Here is a 22,517-nt window from a genome sequence, read left to right as displayed (position 1 = left end):
TATTCATAATAGGAAAAACTGGTGATAAATTCTATTAAATCAGAGTTCTTCTTTAGCGCTTTATTAAGACTGGTTATGAAAATGACACAAGTTGAAGCTGATTTTATAGTAACTATTTTACACTTATAGCAGATAGCGACAGACTAAGCGGGTTGAGCCCATGTTTGGCCTGCATTTATTTGTCTCTTGTTACACTAAAGGTTAGCTGATGAAGTTTTCTTCACTGAGTATTAAAAATGATCTTTCGAGAAGCATTCTGACGGTTTTTTCTGATCCAGAACAATCAGTGAGCCTGATTGATGAATCAACAATTCTGGATAAAGCTCAATGCTTAGCGAAAGTTGGTGAATATCTGGAATGGATTAACTCATTTAACATTCATTCGGTTATGGTTTTGGGAATGCCTTCTATCGATTATCTTTGCCTCTGCTATGCACTGATAATCAGTAATCGATGCTTTATTCCCTTGCATTCTTCAACCTCTGCAGAATTAATCCACAATTATCAGCAGCGCTATCCCATCGATTTATTGCTGGTGCAGACTGAATTGGGCGGAGAGTTTTCTCAAACGTTCAGGGAAAATAAAGGGTTTTTATATCATCAGCCTGAGATATTCAGAGACGCTTGCTTAGTACCTGGGGAAATCCTGTTCACATCCGGAACGACTGGATTTCCCAAGGCGGTTCATTATCAATTCAATACCCTGTCTGATTATGTCAACTGGTGTGTAGATGAATTTAAGTTGAAGCAGGATGACTGTTTTTTGTGTACCAGTGAGTTTTCATTTGCTGCGTCAATCCGCGCTTTGTTTGTGCCATTGCTCTCAGGCGCTTCTCTCTGTTTTATTGATAGACATTCTAGCAATAAATTGCAGGCGATTATCAACGGATTGTTAACAAAGCGCATCACGGTTCTTAACCTGACCCCCAGTTTATTCAAACAACTGGTCAGGCATTTAAGGGAGCAGCATTTGTCTGAGTATTTAAAGACAGTTCGACTGGTATTATTAAGCGGGGAGCCAATTCACGCTGAAACGATTAATGACTGGTATGAGGATATTAATCCGCAGACTGTTTTTTACAATTTATACGGTACCACTGAATGTTTAATTCCTTTTTACAAAAAAATAAACGCGCCTTTAACGGAAAATGAAGCCCTGCATTTGGGTAACTTAAGACCCGGATGTGATTTTAAATTGATATCAGATTCGACGAAGGGTTATGAGTTATATTTAACAGGAAATATATCCACCGCCTACCTGGACCCTGATCTTAGTCAGGCCAGTTATTTTGAAATCAGCGATCGCCGTTTCGTTAAAAGTAACGACTTTGTGACAATGCAAGCGGCGCAATTGTATTTTAGCGGGCGTTCGCAGCGATTAGTCAAACGATATGGCCAGTTAATCAGTCTGAATCAAATTGAGTTTGTGCTGAAGAAAGCATTTCCTGAAACTGGTTTTGTTGCAGTCCAGGAAGAAAACCGTGTATTGTTATTCATTGAGAGTGTTGAGAATAATCGATTGCTAAAGCAGGTGAAACATCATTTGCAGGCGCATCTTCCAGAGTATATGCACCCGAATGAGTTTATCTTCTCTCAGGAATTCCCTCTGACAACTAGTGGAAAAATCGATTATTTAAGGCTTAAACAGCAATTGGTTTCTGCAGAAGTTAATCATTTATTCGATTACTTCAGGCCTTTTTTTGGTGATCGGGAATTTGATCTTAACACCAGGATAGGGGATTTAGGATTTGAGTCTGTAGATTATCTGGAAATGGCGGAAACTATCCAGAAAATAACCGGTAAATGGCTGGATATCTCAACAATTAAAGACACACTCCCGCTCTCGGAGATAGAGTCTTGTTTAAAAAATGTAGGCGAAATGCCCTCGGAATCCCGGAGTCGAGTCCGGTTAAATCCAATTCAGAAAACCGTTTACAGTCGCGAACTATATGGTTTGGATAAAGAGGGAGTGTATCAAATTGCTTTCTGGTGCCTTAAGCAAAATATCGATGCCGCAAAGTTGCAAATTGCAATAGCAGAAACGCTTGCAAATCATTTTATGTTATCCAGTCAACTGAAATGGCTGGATGAAGATTTCTTCTTTGTGCAATCGCCATTACAAGCGAGCTTTCAGCTCGAGACCCCGGTTTTTTTTGGCAATAAAAAGCTGTTTTCACAATTGAAAACCTTTGTATTCGCTGACCATCTGGTGAGAGTTTATGTCTATAAAAAGAAGAGCCGTCATTTTCTGGTCATGGCGTATCACCATATCGCAATCGACGGTTGGTCCGCATTATTGATGCGCGAAGAAATCTTTCGCCGTTACGAAGGAACCTTCAATCGTAAGCAAAAGAAAAGAGATGAGGTTTTACACTTAAACCAAATCAATGAAATTTCGGCGGATGCAATTGGCAATATTGAAGAGCTTAGAGCTTGTTTGGCGTCAGTCAATTTTGGAGATTATAATCATTTAGGGGCTATTTTTAAGGGAGCATCTGAAAAACGAAATACCTGTTTTATGATTGAGAAAAATACGATCGATGGATTTTCTGACAAACATACACTTCAGGACTCGCCTCATAGTGTGATTTTCGCCTTGCTTCTACAGCAGGCAATCTCAAAACTGGCAAAAACCGATAAGCTTTTCTTTTATATCAGCTTTTCCAATCGCAATCTTCCCATACCACAGGTCCGGGATTTACTGACTAATCTGGCTATCGGCTTGCCTGTATTTCTGGGCAGCAGCCATTTACCACTCAAAGAGCGTGCCCTTGAGTTAAAAAATACCCTTGCTGTTTATTTCAGAATGGCGAATTATACCAGCTATAGCCGCATACTTGAGCATGATCTCATTCCTGAATCGATAGTGGACGCTACAAAGCAGCCTTATATGCTGGTTTACACTTATATCAACAAGCTGGTGCAAGACAGCTACACTCAAAACAATTATATCGATTGGGATAACTCGATCAACTGGATGAACTGTGAAAAAATCCGCATCATTTTTATGCGCATCTATGATATGGGAGATCATTTTGTATTCACTTTGGATACGCAAATGAAAACTGGCCTGCATGAGTGTTTACTGGACGAATTTAACAATCTTTTGAAATAGTAACGATATGAAACTTTTAAAGTGGTTTAAGAAAAAAACAGATGCCATTCCAGGGCGAATACTGAGGGCGGGAAGCAGAAAACGCAATAATGCATTCTATGAAAATTATTTTTCACTGACAGCAGCTGGCGCCAGACTAAAACTGGTGGAAGCGATGTTTAAGCTTAACCTGTTTGCCTTATTTGAAAGTCAGCATACAGTAGAGGAAAATGAAATCATCAAGCGGCTTGGATTGCATCCTGTCAGAGGGAAAAAATGGCTGCATTTACTATCCAGTGAACATTTCTTAATAAAAAAAGTCCACAAAGAACAGGCTAGTTATCAATTGCCGGATAATTTCAGGACACTTCAGGAAAGCGGTGAAAATGGCTGGTGGGGAATGCAGTTTTTTTTCGATATATGGACCGAATCTGCAAGTGAAAATCTAAAAGATGCCTTGCAATTCGGAAAGGTGAAAACCGATGCTCCCTGGCCGCCGAAAACAGCACAGCATGCCGCCTGGCTTGAGCAGTGGATGGCTGGTACATCGGATATCACAATCCGTTGTATTCTGGAGCAGGTTAACTTTAAAAAAGTGAAGCATTTTTTGGATGTAGGCGGGGGGGATGGCACAATGGCTTGCGCTTTTGTGTCAGCTTATCCGCATCTTAAAGCGACAGTGTATAACTTGCCCGCCTCGGCTGAAATCGCAAGACAGAATATTGAATCACGCGGATTAAGCGAGCGGATAAAGGTTGTTGAGGGCAATTTTCTGGAGGATGATGCCTTTCCTGTGGGTTCTGACTTAATTATTTTCGCGCGTGTGCTGTTCGACTGGGATGAAACAGTAGCCCGTAAGCTTTTGAGAATGGCCTATCAGTCCTTACCCCGTGAAGGGCATGTCGCCATATGTGAGGTTTTTAAAGATCACAATAAAGATTTTTGTCTTGCTTGTGAATACCGTTATATTTTTCAGGATGATTTTGGCGTTAATGTGATGAAGTACACCAGGGAGTATATCACCTTGCTGGAACGGATTAATTTTACGGTTCTGCCGCAAAAACAGGAGTCAGTCAGCAAATTTCCCTGCTCGGTGTTACTGGCTAAAAAATAATCGCGAAGCCTGGGCTAACCGGGGCGACGAGGAGAAGGGGAGCGCTCCTTTTCAATTTCCTCTATACAGAATAGGAATTCTTTAAAAATAGCTTCCAATTCCTTAGGATCTGCTTCCTCGAACTCAGCAATGACCTCGGGTATCTGATCTCTGATATTTTTTATATGATCTTCGATAAAGTCTTCGGCTTCATAAGCTTTTTGCAGGAAACCGAGTTCCGCCAAAAACAATTTTAATTGCTGCATATTACTGCAATCAATTCTGGATTTGACCACCATCTTATCCAGGCTGGACATACACTGTTCGAGTTCGCGCAGTTGGGACATACAATCTCCTGCCCTTATAGGCCAGTTTGCGGGTTAAATTCATTCGTTGGCTTGGAAGCCTGCTCTTGCTGCTGTAATTGTTCCATCTGCTGCCGATATTCCTGAGTCGTCACCCGGTTTTGATCCAGAGCTGGTGTTTCATACGCTTTTCTTGGCGGCGGAACAGGCGCTGCTTCTTCCTTAAACAGTGATGATGAAGATAAGGAGAGTCTTAGCGGCGGTTCTGGCGGCTCTTGCAATTTTAAAATCTTGTCCCAGCCTTTTTCCAAATCAGCTTTAGGGTTTACATCAATCTGGTGTTCACGGTAAAAATCTTTTTCGACCAGCAAAACCTGAATCAATTGCTCCTCGCTATCGCCGTAAATAAATTCGCCTTTTGGGGTGATCATTAACCAGGCTCCCTCGATATTGCAGCCGTAGGGATTGCGCATATCAAACCCATGTTGATAAAGGTCATGGATATTCTGATCATGTTGCGGGTGCGGTATCTTATAGTGAGTCGCTCCATTGTTGCAAGCGATTTGCGCATGATGCTTTAAATGTGAGAAATAAATATCAATCCGCCAGGGACTTGTTTCTGAGTCTGCAGGTAGAATTTTCTGTAATTCATTTCTTAAAAATAAATCAAATTCAGCACTCGGCGGACGTGAACCATTTTGTCTGAAGTGTTCAAGTACGCTATCCATTATGGTTTGTAAGGCCTGCAGGTTGTAAGGTTCACCTAAGACATTTTCCTGGTCGCGATAAGCGTAATTAATGAGTTGCTGGAATAAAAACTCATGCGGGGTAATACAACCTGCGCGTGAAATGGTATAGGGCGTAATTAATTGATTAGCATTTACGGATAATATCAGCTTGTCGAAAGGCGACAATTGCTCTGGAGTTTTATTCTCTATTTGCTGCTTTAACTCTTCCAGATATTTTTCGGTTTGCTCTCTCAATTGATTCATATTGGCAAACATCACTGAGGGGAGTGCTGCGCTGGTGTTGCAGGCTTGCTGGTACTCGATTGCCATATTGAGGGGATGGCTTAGTAACAGACCATCCCAGTCACCAGCAACAATCAAGGCAGATTGATCATAGATGGATGCGATGGTTTCTTCATCAAGGATAGCAAGAATTTTTGCAAGCGATTCTGCGGTATTCTGATTAAACTCTTTGACTCGATGGTACTCGGGATGGCTTTCACCCATTGCTGTTAAAAAATCAGTACCTGTACGTGGAGTATTTGCAAATACCATGGCGGGCTTAAGATCTTCCGCTGTTGTTGATTCGCTTAAACTGTAAAATAGTGGAAAGCTGCAATGAAAGAAGCGTTCATAAATCTCATCGGGTATGGCGCTTAACGTTTGGGGCTTATTCAGTATATTTTTATTTTTATCCCAGTCAGGCTGATTGGCAGGGTTATCCCAGGGGCGTGAATAAAATAACTGCTCTTGCACACCATTTTTTAAATGAACCGCAAATTGTCCCTTAAATTCGGCGGCTCCCTTGCCTGCTTTATACCCAAGCCGTAATTGGCCTGATTCGTCATCGTAAGCTAATACCTCTAAATCGCCGCCTGCTCCCGTTTCCCTGATAATATCAAGCATGTTAACAGGAAGTTGGAGCAGATGCTGATAGTCAATAGTTTTAATAGGGCAGTTCAGCCGTTTGGTGTCTTTGGGATCAATGCCGCGCAGAACGTCATTTTCCAGACGGGTAAACAGGACATCAGCTGCCAGAGCACCTTTAAAAAATCCCTGGTTACTGGTTTTTGATGTATTAAGGCCGCTTTTTGGGCTGCGCTGCTTATTATAAACGGGCGGAGAACCTGAGCGTAAAACCACCATGCTATTAAAACTTTGAGCGGCGAGCACATTCACCGTGGCAAATTCAGTCTGAATGCCGGCAGCCTGCATTGCGATTGGACCAGTTTTAATTCCCTGGACTTCATTGGCTACACGTAAAAGAAAAGATTCTTGCTCCAGATTATTTTTACTTGATTTCATCATGCTAATAATTTGTGCGCAGTTTATAGGAATTATAGACACTGAATTCCTGAGGGCAACCACCTGGTTCTTTACTTTTTGCTACTGATTGCGTAAAATTTGGCTCTTTTATACAAGGAATGCACTATGTTGCTTGCTGAATTTGATTATGATTACACTTTTGTATCTAGTACCACCAAACAATTTATTTCATCTCTTTTTGAGGCGGTAGAAACAAATGACGGCCAAGCGTTGACAAATCTGATGGCTGATGGACTTCCTTTAGAAGTCAGCAACCAATTGCTTGTCGGAGGAGGTGTCATTAAGGCCGTTAATCGATTGGATGAGCAAGTCAAAGCGGTAAAAGCCGCCCTGACATTTGCATTACTAAGTGCCGCACAAAAGGATTATTCTAATATTGTCGATATTATTGCCAAGTCATCAATCAGTGGTAAAGCCGCTTCCCATCTTTTTACTCCTATTCAAGTCAATTATGCGCAGAAAGAAGCGGCGTGTAGCATTCTGTTGAATAATAGAGATAAAAAGCAGCAGGAACTTGCCGCTAAATTAGAGAAGAAGAAAGCAGAGCAGCTTAAGAGAGCGCAGGAAATTTTTCTGCTGACTAATACGTTTGTTCTTGCGATGGTTTCAACTGGTTTGATGTGCAATAATGCTACAGAATGTGCAGAGTTAATGTCGATTCAAATGAAAACCTATTTAACCAGTCTGGTTAATCTGCTCGAATCTTATGAGGAAAAGGACAGTAAAGAGTCGCCCGGCAAAGAAATGCAGGAAGAATTTGCAAAACGACAGTCTGGTATTAAATTTTTAAAAGACCTGGCTGCAGAAGCCTCTCCTGCGTTTTTTCAGTCAGCACAGGCTGTCCAGGCCAAGTTAGAACAGGCTAAGACAATAGCCGAGAATTATGGTTACAAATCGTCGTTTTAATTTGTAGATCCAGTATCATCTTCCGCGCAAGCGGAAGTGTTCTGCTGCAGTATTATCTAAGCTTTTTGCAGGTTTATTTCTTTTACCCTAAGCTCTGGCACCAGGCGATAAGTAAATCGCAATATCCTCAAATGATAGTAATAAAGCGAGTTGCTGGTTAAGTCGAGAAGTACATAAAAGCCGGCGGCACCAGAGGGGGTAAATCCCATTGTGGGGAAATGGGGATGAGCGCCGGTGACGCCATACCATGACCAGGTATAGAAAGTGGTTCCAGTCAATTCAACATAATAAACCATTACAAACATGCATAAATAAAACAATTTGTTCTGACGAAACCATAAGACCGTCAAAAATACCAGATAACCAATGAAGCCTGCGACATCGTCGATCATAAATAAGGATAGAAATGCTGCCAGGAAAGCGAACTGGGCGAGGCATTCCTTTATTTTCACATGATTCGAAAGTACCCAGGGATGTTTGCTGGTATAGTAAACGGTAGCGTAGATGAGGGCATGTCCCAAGGGGATATAGATGGGAATATTTTTCAGGCGGTAGTCATAAAGCCCCAGGATCAGCGAGCCTAGAATTTCAGCAAACAGACTGGAAATGGTCATCAGTAAAATCAGCCAATACAATTTGCCGCGCGCATAAAATAGAAAGAGGCTGTAAGTAATCACCGCGATAAAATTGCAGATATCCTGCCCGTTACTAATGTATTGGGTTGCCCAGGGACTGTCGATTAAAAAAAATAAAGGCGTGCCGAGCAATAATGATTTGATGAGTTTATACATCACTTGATTAGAGTGCACAGTGGTATTTACCGACATATCCTATGGTCATTAAAAAAGACTGGTTGACTATAATAGCGTAGCTTCTGTTGGGAAAGCATTATAAAATACTTTTTTTTAAGCCTTGAACTGTTATTGAGTTAAGGAATTATTGTAGGTTGGGCCCTTGGCCCAACAAAAGGGTTGGACCACTCCAGAACTCAATGTTGGGCCAAGGGCCCAACCTACATGCACTACAGAATCTCCTTAGCTTAATGGCAATGTCTCAAACTCTCTCCCTGAGGGAGAGAGGATTTTTAGGGTGGCAGTAAAGGCAGAATGATCCATAAAGGAAATGCTGATGAGCAAGGGAAAAAAAATTATTTCGTTGACGAATTGGGTCGAACGGCTTGTACGTAATCCCTGTCTCTATGTTTCGGGAGTTGTCAGCGCATTACTGGGCGGCGCTAGCGGGGGGATCATTGGTCTCTTTTCGGGTGGATTTATCGCACAATCATTCACGCTTTGTACCAGCACAAGCGGCTGTTTTTTAAATGTAAATCCAGCAATTATCATTGGAGCGCTTATAGGATTAATTGCCGGCACTTTATTGGGTGGGGCAGTGGCTATCGCTATTACTTCATTTAAAATTTATAAAAAAACCAAGAACTACCCGGTATTATCGCAAGACAACATCGCGCAGGTGATATCAGCTTCTCTCTGGATTAATGCGGAAATTATTATTGGTATGGATTTGGGAGCTATTATAGGCAGCCTGAAATCCGGGGGCATTGGAACAATAACAGGAGCCGTATGCGGTCTTCTGATTATCTGGCTAACCTCAGCACTTAAACCCTCCAGAAAAGAAGCGATTAAAATTGATTTGTAAAATCCTCTCTTCCTCAGGGGAGAGAGTTAGAGACACTGCCATTAAGTTAAGCTCAACTGTAGATTAAACTGTCATCCCCGCGAAAGGCGGGGATCCATCTCTGAGCTAGCCGCAATGCCGACTGAGGAATAGATTCCCGCCTTTCGCGGGAATGACAGAAGTCCTTAACTTAATGGCAGTGAGAGTTAGAAAGGGGGCTTTCTCTTTTATTGACCCTATGGGCTCGAGGATACAACAACTTCCTGACTAAGGTTTGAAATAGGAGGCTGCTTCCTCATCAAGTTCCTCTTCAACATCAGCTTTTGCCTCTGCCCGGAGCGCCTTTAAAACACTCTTGTCAAGCTGATCTTTAGCCGTTTGCCGGAGATCATTTTTCTTATCCGCGCGACTGATGGGCTGATAAGGCTCATTGTGCGATTTTCTTGCATTGACGGAATTGCTCAGTTTTAAAAATTCTTTCATTCCTGTACTCGGGGTGATGATAAAAAGAGACATTACACTATATCAATGAAATACACTTGTAAATGCCTGATTAAAAGCAGGCGTATCTTATATACAAGCAATTTATTTTCAATAGCTTATGAGTTATCTTATCGACTGTTTCTGATGGAGTCAGAAACTAAGCGTATTAACTCATTGGATTTGAATATGAAAACCCTCTTCGCTAGATTGATAATCACTCTTTTTTTTACTTTGATAAACATTACCAGTAATGCCCTGCCAATCCCGAAGTTTTCTGTGGATGTGATACAACGGGCGCCGTTGGAAATCACAAACAATGGTGTCGCTGTTGCTGTATACAGGGTAACCAATAACACAGGAATTCCAAGAATTTTAACGACCAAGCCGATTAGAGGCATTGTGCAGATTGCCGGTGGAAGCGGAGTGTGTTCCTCTCCGTTTCTTTTGCACAGAGGCGAGTTTTGCTTTTTGTACCTGCAAATTAATGGCAGCCTTATTGATCCTGTGGTCAAAGGCGGGCCTATTGTCTGTAAAACTAAAGCGCCTGGTGATAATTCACCTGATGAATTTTTATGCTCTCAACCCAGTATACTGGATGGTCTTGATGTAACCCGTATTGAACAAAAAAATACACCTTGTACTGTAGATGCTCAATGCCAGACCAATTTTTGCGATCCCCTGACTCACACCTGCAGTTCATGCCGATCCAACAACGACTGCGCTTCTGGCAGTATCTGTAACAGCTCGGGAACTTGCACGGCCCCCCCGGGAATTCCCTGCAGTGTCAATACCGACTGTCAGAGTAATTTCTGTAGCCCTGTGACCCATCTTTGCAGCAGTTGTACGACTAGTGCCGAATGTGTGGCTGGAAGCTGCAGTAGTGCTGGTATCTGCGTTTCAGGCAATGGCTCAGCCTGTTCGGGTAATCAAAATTGTATTGCCGGAAGTCTGTGTTTTTCTGGTCAATGTGCTTCCCCCAATGGTGCTGTGTGTCTGACCAATGCAACTTGCCAAAGCGGCTCCTGTATTCTTGGACGTTGCCAGGGCTTAACTAATGGCAGCTCCTGCATGTTCAATTCAAATTGCCAAAGCAATTTCTGCTCAGCTGGCGTTTGTGCTACACCCAATAATGGCGCCCCTTGTACATCATCTTCGCAATGTCAAACGGGTTATTGTTCTTTGGCAACGCAGACTTGTGCCCAGCCCAATACCGGCGCTCCCTGTAGTGCGAACTCATCCTGCCAGAGCAATCAATGCGTGAATGGCGCCTGCACTGCACCTGTGCTGATTTGTCTTTCGGCTGCTGACTGCGCTAATGGCGAAAACTGTTTGGCTGGGGTTTGTACCCAAACGTGTACACCACAAACCTGCAACCAGATTCCCGCAAACTGCGGATTGAACAGTGATGGCTGCGGGGGAACAATAAATTGTGGTTCTTGTACGTTTCCGCAGACTTGTGGTGGTGGCGGCTATTCACTATGTGGTAACAATGTCTGCACGCCGCAGACTTGTACACAACTGGGGGCGAACTGCGGACCAATAGCTGATGGTTGTGGTGGTGTTACTAACTGTGGCAGCTGTACACCAGGGCAGTCCTGTATCGGAAATACTTGTCAGTAAGAAGGAAATTAGAGCCCGACCTCTCCTGCAGAGAGGTCAGGCTGAATAAGGATGAAATGGACATTTTGTAGTCACAGTGATATTATTGTGTTCTTTATTGCTGTATGAAATGACCATGTTTAGAACCTTCCGATATATCCCATATACTCCAAAAAAGCAGACGCAGACTACGCAGACTACGCAGACTACGCAGACTTCTCAGACTTCTCAGTCTTCTCAGAATAGCCAAGTTATCCAATCTGATAATAACTCTTTAAAAATTTATATTCCGCAAGTGGACCTTGACCAATATAGTCAGGATCCATTATTTCTGCAGTTAATTGAAATTCCTATAGAACGATTTCAATACCAGAAAGCGGCAGAGATTATTGGAGATTTCATCAAGACTAATGGCCGGAAAAATGATAAATCCTCTTTGGAAGATGCAGTTAAAAAAAGAATAATCGAATGCTTCCACAGGGTGATGCGTTTGCCAAAGGATGTCTTTGTAATCCATGAGAAGCAAGAGGAGCTCAGGATTCATGTCAATCCATTACTGGATATTTTCTTAAGTCAATTTTCAAATGCATTGCGTTTAAACAGCAAGGCGAAAGAACGCCAGTGTAATTTCAACGAAGCTTTTCGTCTTTTCTGCCGCATGATTGCGATAAAGGCCATGTTGGAAGCTCAGAACCTGCCGCTGCCTTTAACCGCATCCCAGGAAGCCTCTTCAAAAGATGTCAGACGCTCGTTCAATGCACTTGAAAAGCGTGCTGCTGAAAAATTAGGAAGCACAAACCCATCTGAAATACCCAGGCTGATATACAACGAGTCTCGTGGTAAGTGTACTAATGGCAAAATGGCTTCAGGCCATTTTATGGATTCCAGGCGATTACAGGCCCGTTATACCGATAAAAAATTATCACCTGCTGATGCCTGGAAGGACAATCAGACCAAACTGTATATATTTGAAAGTTTTTTCAAGCGTCATCTTCGAGAACATGAGAAAACCTGTCGCGAAGGCAGCCAACGCAGATTAGGCGGTAAAACACTGGTCATAGATATCGTCGGACGAAGAGGCTGTGGGCAATTTAGCCCGCAATTGACGATTGATATACTTCAATATCTCCAATGTGTTTATTCCCCGCTGGTAATTCGGAATGTAATAGACAACAGCGCCGGCTGGGGGGATCGTTTCACCGCTTTTATGGCCTGTCCCCAGATTGAGTGGATACTGGCTAATGATATTGCCGACCTGCATCCGATCTATGAACGAATGCGTCAATTTTTCAAACCGCAGAAAAAGATTGCTTATCTGCGTAAGCCTCTGGAGGATATCCAGCCTGAAGATTTACCCTGGAAAAAAGGAGAGGGTCCTATGCGTTTCGACGCGCTTATCAGCAGCCCCCCTACCACTCAGGAAGTTTATGGAAGTACCGAAGGGCAGGCTTGTGAGGTTTATAAGACTCCACAGGACTATATGGACAAGTTTCTGGTTCGTCTTGTTCACTGCGCACAAGTGGTGTTAAAACCCTCTGGTGTAGTGGCTTATGAAATAAAAGGAAATGGTTCCAAGACCAATAACAAAGAATTCAAATATGACTATCCGCGGGTCTTATCTGAATGCTTTAAGCAAAATCCTTCCGTGTTTTCTAATACCAAAATAACATTAATAGAATACACGGGGTTCTCTAAAGCCAGATATGGAACAGAGGGCACCTATCTGGTGAGTGCTCAATATACACCAGTTATGCCGGCGCAGTTATTAGACCTGTTACCTATCCCTGAACCGGCTTCCAATTCAAACAACGCAGATAGTAATGCGTCCGTTCAGCCGACTATCACAGGCGAGAAACGCAAACGTGAGGATGACTCGGAATCTGAGGAAACGATTGCTAAAAAGGCCCGAGTATCTGAAAAAACTGAGCTTGACCATCCTGTTCGCTCTAATGAGCAAATAATTAAACCTGATGAGGAATTCAGACGCAGGATTCTTATTAAATTCGGATTATTCAAGCCGGAACTGGAGTATGAACAATCAGCATGCCCAGCACCTCTTGCACCTGCCTCCTAAGAGTTTCGATTAAAGAGGCGCTGCTGTTATAATACAATGGCATTGTTGCGTAAATGAAACAGATGTGCAAAAGGCCGTCTTTGCGAGCGTCAGCGAAGCAATCCAACATATCACTCTGTTCAAAGGTTGGTCTGGATTGCTTCACTCCGTTCGCAAAGACTGTCTGGTTCTATTTACCCAACAATGCCTAATGCAATTGCCGAATCCTGAAATTGGCAGTAAAGTAAAAAATTGGCTCCGAACGGTATTGGATGGAATAGACGAGTGATGAATATTTTCTCTGTTAAAAAGATTGCATCAATGTTGCTGTTATTGTTTCTCTATACCGGATTAGTCAATGCTTACACGGTTCCCAAAGCGTTCATGGATCTGTATTTTGATTTCACAGGAACGAATGAACCGGATTTTCCTAAAAAGCATAAAACAATCTCACAATATCTGCTGCAATCTGAAACAGCTAAAAATAAAACCAACCCATTTGCCGGGCCGCTGGTATTGGTTCTGGATTCATCCATTTATATCTATGATAAAAACCGTAAATTACTCTTTAAGAAATTGCTGCGCACCAATCGCGCCAGTGGGTTTTATGAATTAACCGCTATTTCGCATATTGGTCCGGCACTTGCCTATCTGGCCAAAATCAAGGATAACGGCGATCCTTCCTGGCAGCCGGCGATGAATTCGCTGCTGACTAATATAAAGCGTGTACGTGCTCTCAATGCCAGCACCAAAAATAACTGGCTTGAGCGGGCAAATATTAAACCCTGGCAGCATCATATTCCGCAAATCAGGGCAATGACCGATTATGCTTTATCGATGGCTGGGAATTATATTGTCTCAGTTCAAAAAGGGGCGCCTTTTGATTTAAGAGCTGTACAGGCCAATTTTCTAAATGGCAATAAAGAATACCCCATTTCCTATAATACGGTGATGGTTGGAACGTTCATGTTAACGGCATTGGAAAGTATGTCGGTGGTGCATGATGAGATTGCCAGACTCAAGCTGGACTGGCCTCATGCAATGGTTATCGTTCGGAATGTGGCAGGTAATAATGTCACCTCGGGCTTGACCGAAGGAAGCAACTGGATGGTCGCTTTTATCAACGCAGTTTCAGAGAATACACTACCGCGCGATCGTCTTTTTATTGCCCCCTATGCCAAAGTGATTCCTGAAGTAGGCCAGTCTTTACTGCCCGAGTCCGCCTACAACTATTATGTTAAAAATGTCTGGGGAAGTGTCTATAATCGCACGCATGTCGCCAAGGCAGTATTTACTGATTTGGAAACAATTTATCTGCCGGAAAGACCCGCTATTCCGGGCGATTTTCACTATTCCTCGGCAAACGATATTATCGATTTTATGGTTCGATTAAAGCATTCCCTGCAGGATTCGAGAGAAATGCTTTCCAATACCGTCGGCTACTGGATGGCGGGGGAGCTGCAATCCAAAGCCTGGGATCTTAAGGCAATTCAGATCCCCGGATTGACGACTGGCTTCCCTGAGGGAATAACCGCTTATCCTGAGAAGAATCCGGAAATAGGCAGTACATCATGAAAGGCTTTCTCAGGCCGCTAACAGGGATGCTGCTCTTTTTGCTTTGCATAAACGCCCATTCTACCATGTTGAAAATGTATCAGAGCCTTGATACCTCGGGTGCACGCGAGCTCACCCCCTTTAAGCTAAATGGCAAACAATATATTGGGGTGGCTCAATTGGCCAAAGATAATCCGCATGCGCCTGCCAATATGAATGGGGGTGATTCGGATGTGGATGTACTGATTTATCAGATGGGAAAAAAACAGTTTCATCTTTACCAGAAAATCCCGGGCCATGGTAATGAAGGCCTTACTTTCTTTAAAATAAATGACCAGGCATTCATTGCTGTTCCCAGCGTTCGTTCAGGCCCAGGCGCGCCTTACAATCTGAATACCTACTCGATGATTTATCGCTGGGATGGCAAGTATTTTATTCCTTTTCAGCAATTTTATGGGCGAGCTGCCAAGCAATGGCGCTTTTTTTCTATCGCAAACCGTAACTTCCTGGCTTTAGCCACCGGTGTGGAAGTTCCCGGGCAAAAGCCAGTGCCCAATGATTCCAGAATTTATGAATGGAATGGTAAAGAATTTGTCTTATTCCAGAGCCTGCCCAGTCGATGGGCCTATTCTTTTACTGCATTTAAAATCGGAGATGATACCTATCTGGGGCTTGCTGATCATCTGGATGGTGTGACAATTTTTAACTGGAATGGCAAACAGTTTAAACCTATACAGCATATTTCCGAGCGGGGTGCGCGAGCGCTTAAGCATTTCAAAATTGAGAATGAGCATTATCTGGCCTATGCCAATATCCACAAGACTTCAAAACTGCTTCACTGGAATACAAAACAGTTTGAGGAGTATCAAAATCTTGCAGAGTCAGGAGGAAGAAGTTTTAGCTGGTTTAGCCTTAATGGCCGGCATTTCCTTTTTCTGACAAGATTTATTACCGGAAGTAAAGAAAAGCCGGTTAGTAATCTGGATTCCCTGCTCTATGAATGGGAGAAAGGGAAATTGCATTTAGTTGAGAAATTGCCGGGATTTGGCGCTGTTGCAGCTCATTTTTTCAAGTGGAATAATGAGAGCTTTCTCACTCTGGCGAATAGTCTCAGCAAGAATATTCGTTTCCGGGTAGATTCTGTCATTTATAAACTGGATTCAGACACTCAGTAATGCAGAGGTTAATAATGCCGGATGTAATACATATTGCAGTTCATTTAAAAGATACTGGTAGTATTACTTCAGGTAATCAGCAAAGAACCTTCAAAAAAATCACTTTTTATTTTAACAATCTCGGTGCGGCGAAACGAAAATACGAAGAGCTGGTCAATCATAAAAGCATCAATTTACAGGAATTGTCTATTACATTCCAACTTCCGACAGTAGAGCTTATTGAGCCTTCCATCTCGGTCGACTGGGGGCAAATCGATTTCAAACTGTTTTATCAGGCTTCACAATATCCCAAAAATCAAGTGGTGGCCAGTGGAGAAAGCATCATTCGATTTATGACGAATCAGAGCAGTCTGGACGAGTTGAGTAAAAGCCAGCTCTCAGTTGTAGAAGCGGATGATCTGGGGAAGTTGCTGGCAGAAATCTCGAGCAGCATAATGCAAATTACTATCAACAGTGAGCAGGGCATTGTTCCTGAGGAATTTACAAAGAATTATGTGGGCGGCCTGCTTAAGCGTTTAAAGGACGATAGTGCCGGATTGGCTGATATTCCCAAAGCGATTCCAGATCGCTTGAAAGATAGCATAATACAAGGGTTTGCGCGGCAGATTCGATTGGCTGCTTACAATACTAAAACGCAGATCAGCGCCGCGACCAGTCATTTCTTTCGCGCTTTTCAGGAAGAAGCTTGCTCTGATTCACCTCTGTTGACAAAGCCGGAGCATGGGCTGCAAAAAGAATCATTTTCATTGCCTGAACAATCATCAGCGTCTTTATAATAGGGAAGAGTCCTGGAACTACCCAATCCATGCACCGTGTCCTTCCCGCGCAGGCGGGAATCTATTCCATCACGAGCACTGTGCCAACTCATCGATGGATTTCCGCCTGCGCGGAAATGACAGAGGCGTTTCCCTTTGTGTGTCACTTATCCGAGGCATCCCGGCAATGTTTGAAGCCATAAGTAGAAAGCGAGGCTTTCATCTCGAGGACCTCGGTCAGTCTTGACATTCTTTATTCATCAACTTAGCATGCAAGAATTTTAGTCTGGAAACACGATGGAAATTGAGCATTTACGCGAATTGGTAAAGGACGATTTAGAGGCTGTTAATGCTTTAATCCTCGAAACGATGAAATCTCCCTCACGGCTGATCAACGAGATAGCTGATCATGTAATCCACAGTGGCGGCAAGCGTTTGCGACCCTTGCTGGTATTGCTGGCCAGCCGTGCCTGTCTCTATCAGGGTAAAGATCATGTGATGCTTGCCACCATGGTCGAATTTTTTCACACAGCTACCTTGCTGCACGATGATGTGGTTGATGAGTCCACTTTACGCCGTGGCCGCGAAACTGCGAATCAAATCTGGGGAAATAAAGCCAGTGTCCTTGTAGGTGATTATTTATTCACCAAATACCTGCAGCTGATGGTAGAAGTAGGAGATATTGAGATAATACAATTGCTGATTGGCATTGCTCCTCAAATGGGTTGTGGTGAAATTCAGCAGTTTGACAATCTGGGAAATACAGAGATGTCAGTCGGTGATTATTTTGACCATATTCGGGCAAAAACATCGCTGCTGTTTGCTGCTTCCTCGACTATGGGGGCTATGATCAGCAAAGCCGGCGAGGGGATAAAAAAAGCTATGTATGCCTATGGATTGCATTTGGGTAATGCTTTTCAGTTGATCGATGATGCACTCGATTACTGTTCTGACGCCAAAACGCTGGGTAAAAACATTGGCGATGATTTGGCAAGCGGCAAGGCGACCTTGCCTTTACTTCATGCCTTGAAATATTGCGATTCAAAACAGCAGCTAATCATCAGAAGCAGCCTCGAGGAAGGCTCACGCCATCATCTACCTGAAATTCTCGAAACCTTAAAAGAAACCCAGTCCATTGAATATACTCGAAGTCTTGCTGCTAAAGAAATGGATCAGGCGATAACCGCATTGCAGATTCTGCCCGACTCAGTTTACAAAAACGGGCTAATGGATTTGGCGCAATATGTGATACACCGCAATTATTAAGGCTAACTAATGAAAGCGCTTGATCAACTCTTAACCCCTTATTGGGGCTCGGAAAAATGGATCCTCGAAGGCTGGAACAAGATCACTGAGGAGGAAAGAGAAAGTATTGAGGCCAGAGTAGAGTCTCTTTTTAGAAATGGCCTGCCATTTGAGTTAAAACACGACAAGATTCTGTATCTTTACATTTTTTCTTTAATGGCGCAGCTCGAAGTGCTGGGAATTCAGTTGCCAATGCGCTTTGAAGATAAAATGTACAATCCGGAATTCAAAAAACGCATGCGCGCCCAGCTGGTTGACGAAATTTTTCATACCATTGTGTTTACGCGCATCGTGTTTATGCTTGCCGCTCCTTATGGTTCACCGCCTGCCTATAACGAAGAGCTCGAGAAGGTCTGTGAGTTTATTCGCTCGCTGGATTGCCTCAAAGTCGGAATGGTCGTAATGAACCTGATTTGTGAGGGAATGGTAGAAGAAGTTTTTTCTACTTTTTATCAGCAAAAAATTGCCCCGGAAGTATTCGAGATTATTTTAGCCGATGAACATCGTCATGTCTGCGAAGCCGATTTATATGCTGAAATTGGATTACCTGACCGTGAGGTTCTGACTGAAACCTTGAAAACAATGGAAGATCTGCTTATTTCGGTATTTACCCGACTTCCCAAATACAACACCTCCTTAACGACTCTGCTTGGCCCGGAAGGAACTGCCTCTTTTATGCTGGCTCTGCATGAAAAGCATAAGCGGCAACTTAAAAAGATTAATATGGTTCCCAGCGAAAGGCTGGAAATGCTGTTTGAAGTGGGTCCTGATGCCTATGCACAAGTTCAACCGTATCGAGATGAACTACATAGTGAAATGCATGCGGAGATCAAAGAAGTTGAAATGACGACTGTGCAGAAAGTATTAATGACACAGTTAAGCAATCCGGGCGATCCGAATCTGACCCTTCAATTTAATATTGATATCAGTGAATTTGATTTTTTTGAGCAAAACTGCCCTCAGGAGACACTGACTGTATTGATGATGCAGGCTGTCAGTCTTATGTTGACATCCGAGGAATCGCTGCGCAATTTTATCAGTTTTAAAAAACTTCACCAAAGCCGAAGCGCTTATGTCGCAGTGGTAGAAAAACTGGCTCAGCGTAAAGATCATATCGTTACGGTGTTTTTTAAAGACTGTCATGAAATGACAGTCGATGAATTGTTAACCAGAAACAGCCGTTCCCAGCAGTTGATGACTTACTGCTATGACAGGCGTGAGCAGGTTGAAAAAGACAATCCGGAATTTAAAAAGCAACTGGATGCTGAGCTGTACAACTATGCCCACGATCTTTATCCTTGCCCCTCGCCAGGGAGTTACGGTGCCTACGTATGTAATCTTGGGGCTTACGGCTATACCCAGGCGGTTTCCCCCTTGTTCAGGCAAACAGGTTTTCATGTAGTGTTGCTCGCTGTAGAGCGAAAACCAGTATGGAATGAGGTCAGTAAATCCTTCGAATCAAGAGAGATTTTACCTGTTTCAATCAGTATTGATAATCGAATTTTCGATGGGCTAATGCCGATTCCGAAACTGTTACAGGAATGCTTTGGGCGTGCATTGCAAACCATGCAGGAAAAAATGACCAGCCCACTGATTGACAGAGAATCTAAAGAAGCGAAATTATATAAGTCAAGAATTGATAAAATAGCCAACGATCTGGCTGCTCAGGAAAGCCTGTTGGGCCGGGATAAAATTACTGTTCATCTACTCAATAAGAATAAGCTCGCTGTATTTAAGGAAATGCGCAGAGTGTTTGGCGAAGATGTTGAGTTATATGGTAAGCGCTTGAGCAAATATTCCGATTTCAAAAATGCGGCTGACAACCTTTTGCTGGATTATTTGGGTTTTGAAGCAGAACAAGCAGCGCAAAATGCCAATTTTACAAAGATCATCGATAAAATTCTCGCTGAAAATAAAGAGTTCGGCTATCGAATGCTAACTGGTCTGCAAGCGGCCTGGCTTGACTATGTAGACGTGGAAGCTTTATTTAATGCAAGCTTTAACAAAATTGCGGAATCAAGATTAAAGCGGCTTGCCAAATTCATCCCGACGTTATGGCGAAGTGCAATGGAATAATTGTCTTTGCAGGTGGAGCACTGCCATTTAGTTAAGGAGTTATGTCATTCCCGCGAAAGGCGGGAATCCATTCCTCAGTCGGCATTGTAGCTAGCTCAGAGATGGATCCCCGCCTTTCGCGGGGATGACAGTTTAATAGACAGTTGAGCTTAACTTAATGGCAGTGACCCTAACCCTCTCCACCGCTGCGCGCGGTGGAGAGGGGATCAGATATTCTTAACCTGACGGCTATGGGCCAAGGGCCCATGCTACATGCTTAAGGATTTACCTGGGGAATGGAGTTTAAGTCTGATTGAAAGAGGTAGCAGCGCTGATCTTATTTACATCCATGCGCTCTGGAATAGTTGGATATAATGCCGATTGCCAGAAGACCAGATTGCTATTAGATCTATAAGTAGTGTTTAATTTTGATCCAGTGTAAATCGATGAACCGAAGCTGGCAACAAGAGAAAACATAGTCACTAAATTCTCATCATTGTGACTATGCGCTATATCATTCGGCGAGCGTCCCATTGAATTCTTAGTGAAGGGTGAGGCTCCGAGGACTAATAATTCCCTGACAACATCCACGTGTCCATTCCTTGTTGCCTCATGCAGGGGAGTAATCCAGGAATCTCCCTGATGAATGGGGCTTGCCCCTCTTGAAAGCAAAAACTGAACAATACCAAGATGCCCGTAAGCACAGGCTTTCAGCAGACACTTCTGCAGCAGTTTGTTGTCCGGTTTATAATGTTCAACCATTGCCTTAAGGATAGAAAGATGGCCTTTGGTGCTGGCAATAAATAAAGGGTTAGGTCTTTCTACTTCCAAATTTAAATCATTTGACAGGGGTAGCTGGGCTCCTCTTTTCAATAAAGCCATTACCAGAGCTAGATTATTATTAGCGCAGGCATGGCAGAGTGCTGTTTTACCCTTCTTGTCGATTTGATTGATGAGAGCCGGATATTTATCCAAATGATTGAGAATGATCTCTTTATGATTGCTGTGGCAGCTAACCCAAAGCATTCGCTCTGGATCTGGCAAGGCTTTGCAAGCGGGTGATGCATACAGCTCGTTAACTAATGTGACATTATTGGCATAAGCTGCTGCATATATACTATTAATCCTGACTTCAATTTCAGGATGGCTCATTAAAATTTCAATAACCTGTCTATGGCCATAACTGCAGGCCAGTGATAACGCATTGACCTTCCCTGCCTCATGATTGATTTTGTCCTGTTCCAGTCGTTCCTTAACCAAATCAGAGTGCCCATACTGGCAAGCCCGCATCAGCGGTGTGTATCCTTCCGAGCATGTTCTCGTTAACTCATTGGCTTCCAGCAGACGAACCAGTTCGGTATTTCCGGTAAAACAGGCTAAATCCATTGGCATGCATGGGATATCTTTCTCATTGAGTTTTATCGTTTCTGAAAGAATTTCGCTTGCTTTGGCTATATTTTCTTCGATACAGGCGAGTAAGAGTTGATTCCATTGGGTATCATTTTCCAATGAAGCTCCCCGTTTCAAAAGCAGCCTGGCTCGTTGGGGGGTAAATTGAAGGCTAAACTCAAGCGTAGCAGCAAGACCATCAGTAATTTCACGGCTTATTGAAAGTTGCTCCATGTAAGTATCATTGAATTGGCGGCGCTTGTCTGTTGGAAAGGGATAAATCCTGGAGGAAACAATCTGATCGAGAATCATCTTGTTCTGATCTCTGGCTTTTCGTTCCAGGGTTTGTATGAAGGGAGTCTCCAGACCCTCCAAAGTCTTGTCAATATTTACCCCGATATCAAGAAGAAGCTTCAGTACCTTTAAATACTTCGTATAGCGGGGCTGATTGACTCTTTCTTTTTCAATCCGGTTGAATAATGCATGGAAAATCGTTTTTCCCTCTTCAGAGCTGTGTTCAATATCTGCTCCAGCTCCAATCAAATTCTTAACTGCCAGGGGAAGACCTTCAGCACAAGCGATAAACAGCGCTGTTTCTCCTTTATTATTGGTTTGCTGGGGATTGGCTTTCGCAATGAGCAGATGTTCTATTATCCTTTGATGATTAGATGCACAGGCAAAGTAAAGCGGTGTTTCGCCCAGTTGATTAGTCTGTTGAACATTGGCTCCATATTTTAGTAATAAACTGACAACTTGTTCATGCCCCATTTTGCAAGCAATCAATAAAGGCGACATTTGATCCAGGCTAATTGGCTGGTCAGGATTTGCTCCCGCTTTTAGAAGCGCTTCCACAATAGCGGCCCGGTTTTCCATGCAGGCAATATATAACAGAGTGCCTGAGGGAATGGACTGAGGACGGCTTAAGGGGTGCCATTCTTCTTTATCAAGATCTTTTTTCTGAGCAACTAGCAGTTTAACCAGCTCTGGATTATCTTGCTTATACAAACCCTGCGTTTCCGATGTAAACATCGAGTGCCTTTTTTAAGTCAAAGTGGGCATTTT

17 protein-coding genes are annotated in these 22,517 nt (G+C 43.1%); 12 read left to right on the top strand and 5 right to left on the bottom strand.

The window, feature by feature from the left end; genetic code table 11:
- The first annotated feature begins 208 nt into the window (after positions 1 to 208).
- Together B1207_RS06300 and B1207_RS06295 are read left to right on the top strand one after the other, a co-directional pair.
- Positions 209 to 3,115 carry an AMP-binding protein gene (locus tag B1207_RS06300; RefSeq protein ID WP_112219149.1) on the top strand — a complete coding sequence of 969 codons (2,907 nt, stop codon included), beginning with the start codon at positions 209 to 211 and terminating at the stop codon, positions 3,113 to 3,115.
- A gap of 7 nt (positions 3,116 to 3,122) precedes the next feature.
- Entirely contained in the window at positions 3,123 to 4,208 is a 1,086-nt protein-coding gene (locus B1207_RS06295) for a methyltransferase (protein WP_112219148.1), read from the top strand.
- A 14-nt stretch (positions 4,209 to 4,222) separates the two neighbouring features.
- Here the strand turns inward: B1207_RS06295 and B1207_RS06290 are convergent, their stop codons facing one another.
- Both B1207_RS06290 and B1207_RS06285 read right to left on the bottom strand, forming a co-directional pair.
- Positions 4,223 to 4,534, bottom strand: a complete 312-nt coding sequence (locus tag B1207_RS06290) for a hypothetical protein (protein WP_112219147.1) — start codon at positions 4,532 to 4,534, stop codon at positions 4,223 to 4,225.
- A 14-nt stretch (positions 4,535 to 4,548) separates the two neighbouring features.
- Positions 4,549 to 6,528 (bottom strand): hypothetical protein, encoded by a 1,980-nt coding sequence (locus B1207_RS06285; protein WP_146740031.1) that lies wholly within the window; start codon positions 6,526 to 6,528, stop codon positions 4,549 to 4,551.
- A gap of 123 nt (positions 6,529 to 6,651) precedes the next feature.
- Here B1207_RS06285 and B1207_RS06280 point away from each other — a divergent pair, with 123 nt between their 5' ends.
- The gene (locus tag B1207_RS06280; protein WP_112219145.1) at positions 6,652 to 7,452 is read left to right on the top strand and encodes a hypothetical protein; all 801 of its coding nucleotides are present in this window, start codon (positions 6,652 to 6,654) and stop codon (positions 7,450 to 7,452) included.
- A 56-nt stretch (positions 7,453 to 7,508) separates the two neighbouring features.
- On the opposite strand, the gene B1207_RS06275 is transcribed toward B1207_RS06280, so the two are convergent.
- The gene (locus B1207_RS06275; RefSeq protein ID WP_112219144.1) at positions 7,509 to 8,279 is read right to left on the bottom strand and encodes a hypothetical protein; all 771 of its coding nucleotides are present in this window, start codon (positions 8,277 to 8,279) and stop codon (positions 7,509 to 7,511) included.
- A 301-nt stretch (positions 8,280 to 8,580) separates the two neighbouring features.
- Between B1207_RS06275 and B1207_RS06270 the strand changes: the two genes are divergently transcribed.
- Positions 8,581 to 9,108 carry a hypothetical protein gene (locus B1207_RS06270; protein WP_112219143.1) on the top strand — a complete coding sequence of 176 codons (528 nt, stop codon included), beginning with the start codon at positions 8,581 to 8,583 and terminating at the stop codon, positions 9,106 to 9,108.
- Between the two features lie 246 nt (positions 9,109 to 9,354).
- Here the strand turns inward: B1207_RS06270 and B1207_RS06265 are convergent, their stop codons facing one another.
- Positions 9,355 to 9,570 (bottom strand): hypothetical protein, encoded by a 216-nt coding sequence (locus tag B1207_RS06265; RefSeq protein WP_172458153.1) that lies wholly within the window; start codon positions 9,568 to 9,570, stop codon positions 9,355 to 9,357.
- Between the two features lie 186 nt (positions 9,571 to 9,756).
- On the opposite strand from B1207_RS06265, the gene B1207_RS06260 reads away from it, so the two are divergent.
- The 8 genes from B1207_RS06260 (at position 9,757) to B1207_RS06225 (ending at position 20,087) form a co-directional block, all read left to right on the top strand.
- Positions 9,757 to 11,190 (top strand): hypothetical protein, encoded by a 1,434-nt coding sequence (locus B1207_RS06260; protein WP_146740030.1) that lies wholly within the window; start codon positions 9,757 to 9,759, stop codon positions 11,188 to 11,190.
- A 115-nt stretch (positions 11,191 to 11,305) separates the two neighbouring features.
- A complete protein-coding gene (locus B1207_RS06255; RefSeq protein WP_146740029.1) occupies positions 11,306 to 13,243 on the top strand; it encodes a hypothetical protein in 1,938 nt (645 codons plus the stop codon).
- A gap of 64 nt (positions 13,244 to 13,307) precedes the next feature.
- Positions 13,308 to 13,511, top strand: a complete 204-nt coding sequence (locus B1207_RS15940; protein ID WP_112219139.1) for a hypothetical protein — start codon at positions 13,308 to 13,310, stop codon at positions 13,509 to 13,511.
- On the top strand, positions 13,511 to 14,797 hold the full coding sequence (locus B1207_RS06245) for a DUF5624 domain-containing protein (protein WP_112219138.1): 1,287 nt from the start codon (positions 13,511 to 13,513) through the stop codon (positions 14,795 to 14,797). Before B1207_RS15940 ends, B1207_RS06245 begins: the two co-directional genes overlap by 1 nt.
- Positions 14,794 to 15,951: a hypothetical protein gene (locus tag B1207_RS06240; protein WP_112219137.1), complete on the top strand. Its 1,158-nt coding sequence runs from the start codon at positions 14,794 to 14,796 to the stop codon at positions 15,949 to 15,951. Before B1207_RS06245 ends, B1207_RS06240 begins: the two co-directional genes overlap by 4 nt.
- A gap of 14 nt (positions 15,952 to 15,965) precedes the next feature.
- Complete coding sequence (locus tag B1207_RS06235; protein WP_146740027.1) at positions 15,966 to 16,727, top strand: hypothetical protein; 762 nt, start codon at positions 15,966 to 15,968, stop codon at positions 16,725 to 16,727.
- A 276-nt stretch (positions 16,728 to 17,003) separates the two neighbouring features.
- The gene (locus B1207_RS06230) at positions 17,004 to 17,972 is read left to right on the top strand and encodes a polyprenyl synthetase family protein (RefSeq protein WP_112219135.1); all 969 of its coding nucleotides are present in this window, start codon (positions 17,004 to 17,006) and stop codon (positions 17,970 to 17,972) included.
- 9 nt (positions 17,973 to 17,981) lie between these two features.
- On the top strand, positions 17,982 to 20,087 hold the full coding sequence (locus B1207_RS06225; RefSeq protein WP_112219134.1) for a hypothetical protein: 2,106 nt from the start codon (positions 17,982 to 17,984) through the stop codon (positions 20,085 to 20,087).
- A gap of 282 nt (positions 20,088 to 20,369) precedes the next feature.
- On the opposite strand, the gene B1207_RS06220 is transcribed toward B1207_RS06225, so the two are convergent.
- Positions 20,370 to 22,484, bottom strand: a complete 2,115-nt coding sequence (locus tag B1207_RS06220) for an ankyrin repeat domain-containing protein (protein ID WP_112219133.1) — start codon at positions 22,482 to 22,484, stop codon at positions 20,370 to 20,372.
- Positions 22,485 to 22,517 lie beyond the last annotated feature (33 nt).

It is taken from the genome of Legionella quinlivanii (assembly GCF_003265995.1).
Taxonomy (GTDB): Bacteria; Pseudomonadota; Gammaproteobacteria; order Legionellales; family Legionellaceae; genus Legionella_C; species Legionella_C quinlivanii_A.
Note: the sequence above shows the minus strand (reverse complement) of the source record. Positions and strands in the feature narration are given on the sequence as shown.

Coding starts and splice junctions, on each gene's coding strand:
- B1207_RS06300 (WP_112219149.1), top strand. CDS start 209: ATGAAGTTTTCTTCACTGAGTATTAAAAATGATCTTTCGAGAAGCATT.
- B1207_RS06245 (WP_112219138.1), top strand. CDS start 13,511: ATGAATATTTTCTCTGTTAAAAAGATTGCATCAATGTTGCTGTTATTG.
- B1207_RS06290 (WP_112219147.1), bottom strand. CDS start 4,534: ATGTCCCAACTGCGCGAACTCGAACAGTGTATGTCCAGCCTGGATAAG.
- B1207_RS06275 (WP_112219144.1), bottom strand. CDS start 8,279: ATGTCGGTAAATACCACTGTGCACTCTAATCAAGTGATGTATAAACTC.
- B1207_RS06295 (WP_112219148.1), top strand. CDS start 3,123: ATGAAACTTTTAAAGTGGTTTAAGAAAAAAACAGATGCCATTCCAGGG.
- B1207_RS06240 (WP_112219137.1), top strand. CDS start 14,794: ATGAAAGGCTTTCTCAGGCCGCTAACAGGGATGCTGCTCTTTTTGCTT.
- B1207_RS06280 (WP_112219145.1), top strand. CDS start 6,652: ATGTTGCTTGCTGAATTTGATTATGATTACACTTTTGTATCTAGTACC.
- B1207_RS06285 (WP_146740031.1), bottom strand. CDS start 6,528: ATGATGAAATCAAGTAAAAATAATCTGGAGCAAGAATCTTTTCTTTTA.
- B1207_RS06265 (WP_172458153.1), bottom strand. CDS start 9,570: ATGAAAGAATTTTTAAAACTGAGCAATTCCGTCAATGCAAGAAAATCG.
- B1207_RS06225 (WP_112219134.1), top strand. CDS start 17,982: ATGAAAGCGCTTGATCAACTCTTAACCCCTTATTGGGGCTCGGAAAAA.
- B1207_RS06260 (WP_146740030.1), top strand. CDS start 9,757: ATGAAAACCCTCTTCGCTAGATTGATAATCACTCTTTTTTTTACTTTG.
- B1207_RS06230 (WP_112219135.1), top strand. CDS start 17,004: ATGGAAATTGAGCATTTACGCGAATTGGTAAAGGACGATTTAGAGGCT.
- B1207_RS06220 (WP_112219133.1), bottom strand. CDS start 22,484: ATGTTTACATCGGAAACGCAGGGTTTGTATAAGCAAGATAATCCAGAG.
- B1207_RS06270 (WP_112219143.1), top strand. CDS start 8,581: ATGAGCAAGGGAAAAAAAATTATTTCGTTGACGAATTGGGTCGAACGG.
- B1207_RS06235 (WP_146740027.1), top strand. CDS start 15,966: ATGCCGGATGTAATACATATTGCAGTTCATTTAAAAGATACTGGTAGT.
- B1207_RS06255 (WP_146740029.1), top strand. CDS start 11,306: ATGTTTAGAACCTTCCGATATATCCCATATACTCCAAAAAAGCAGACG.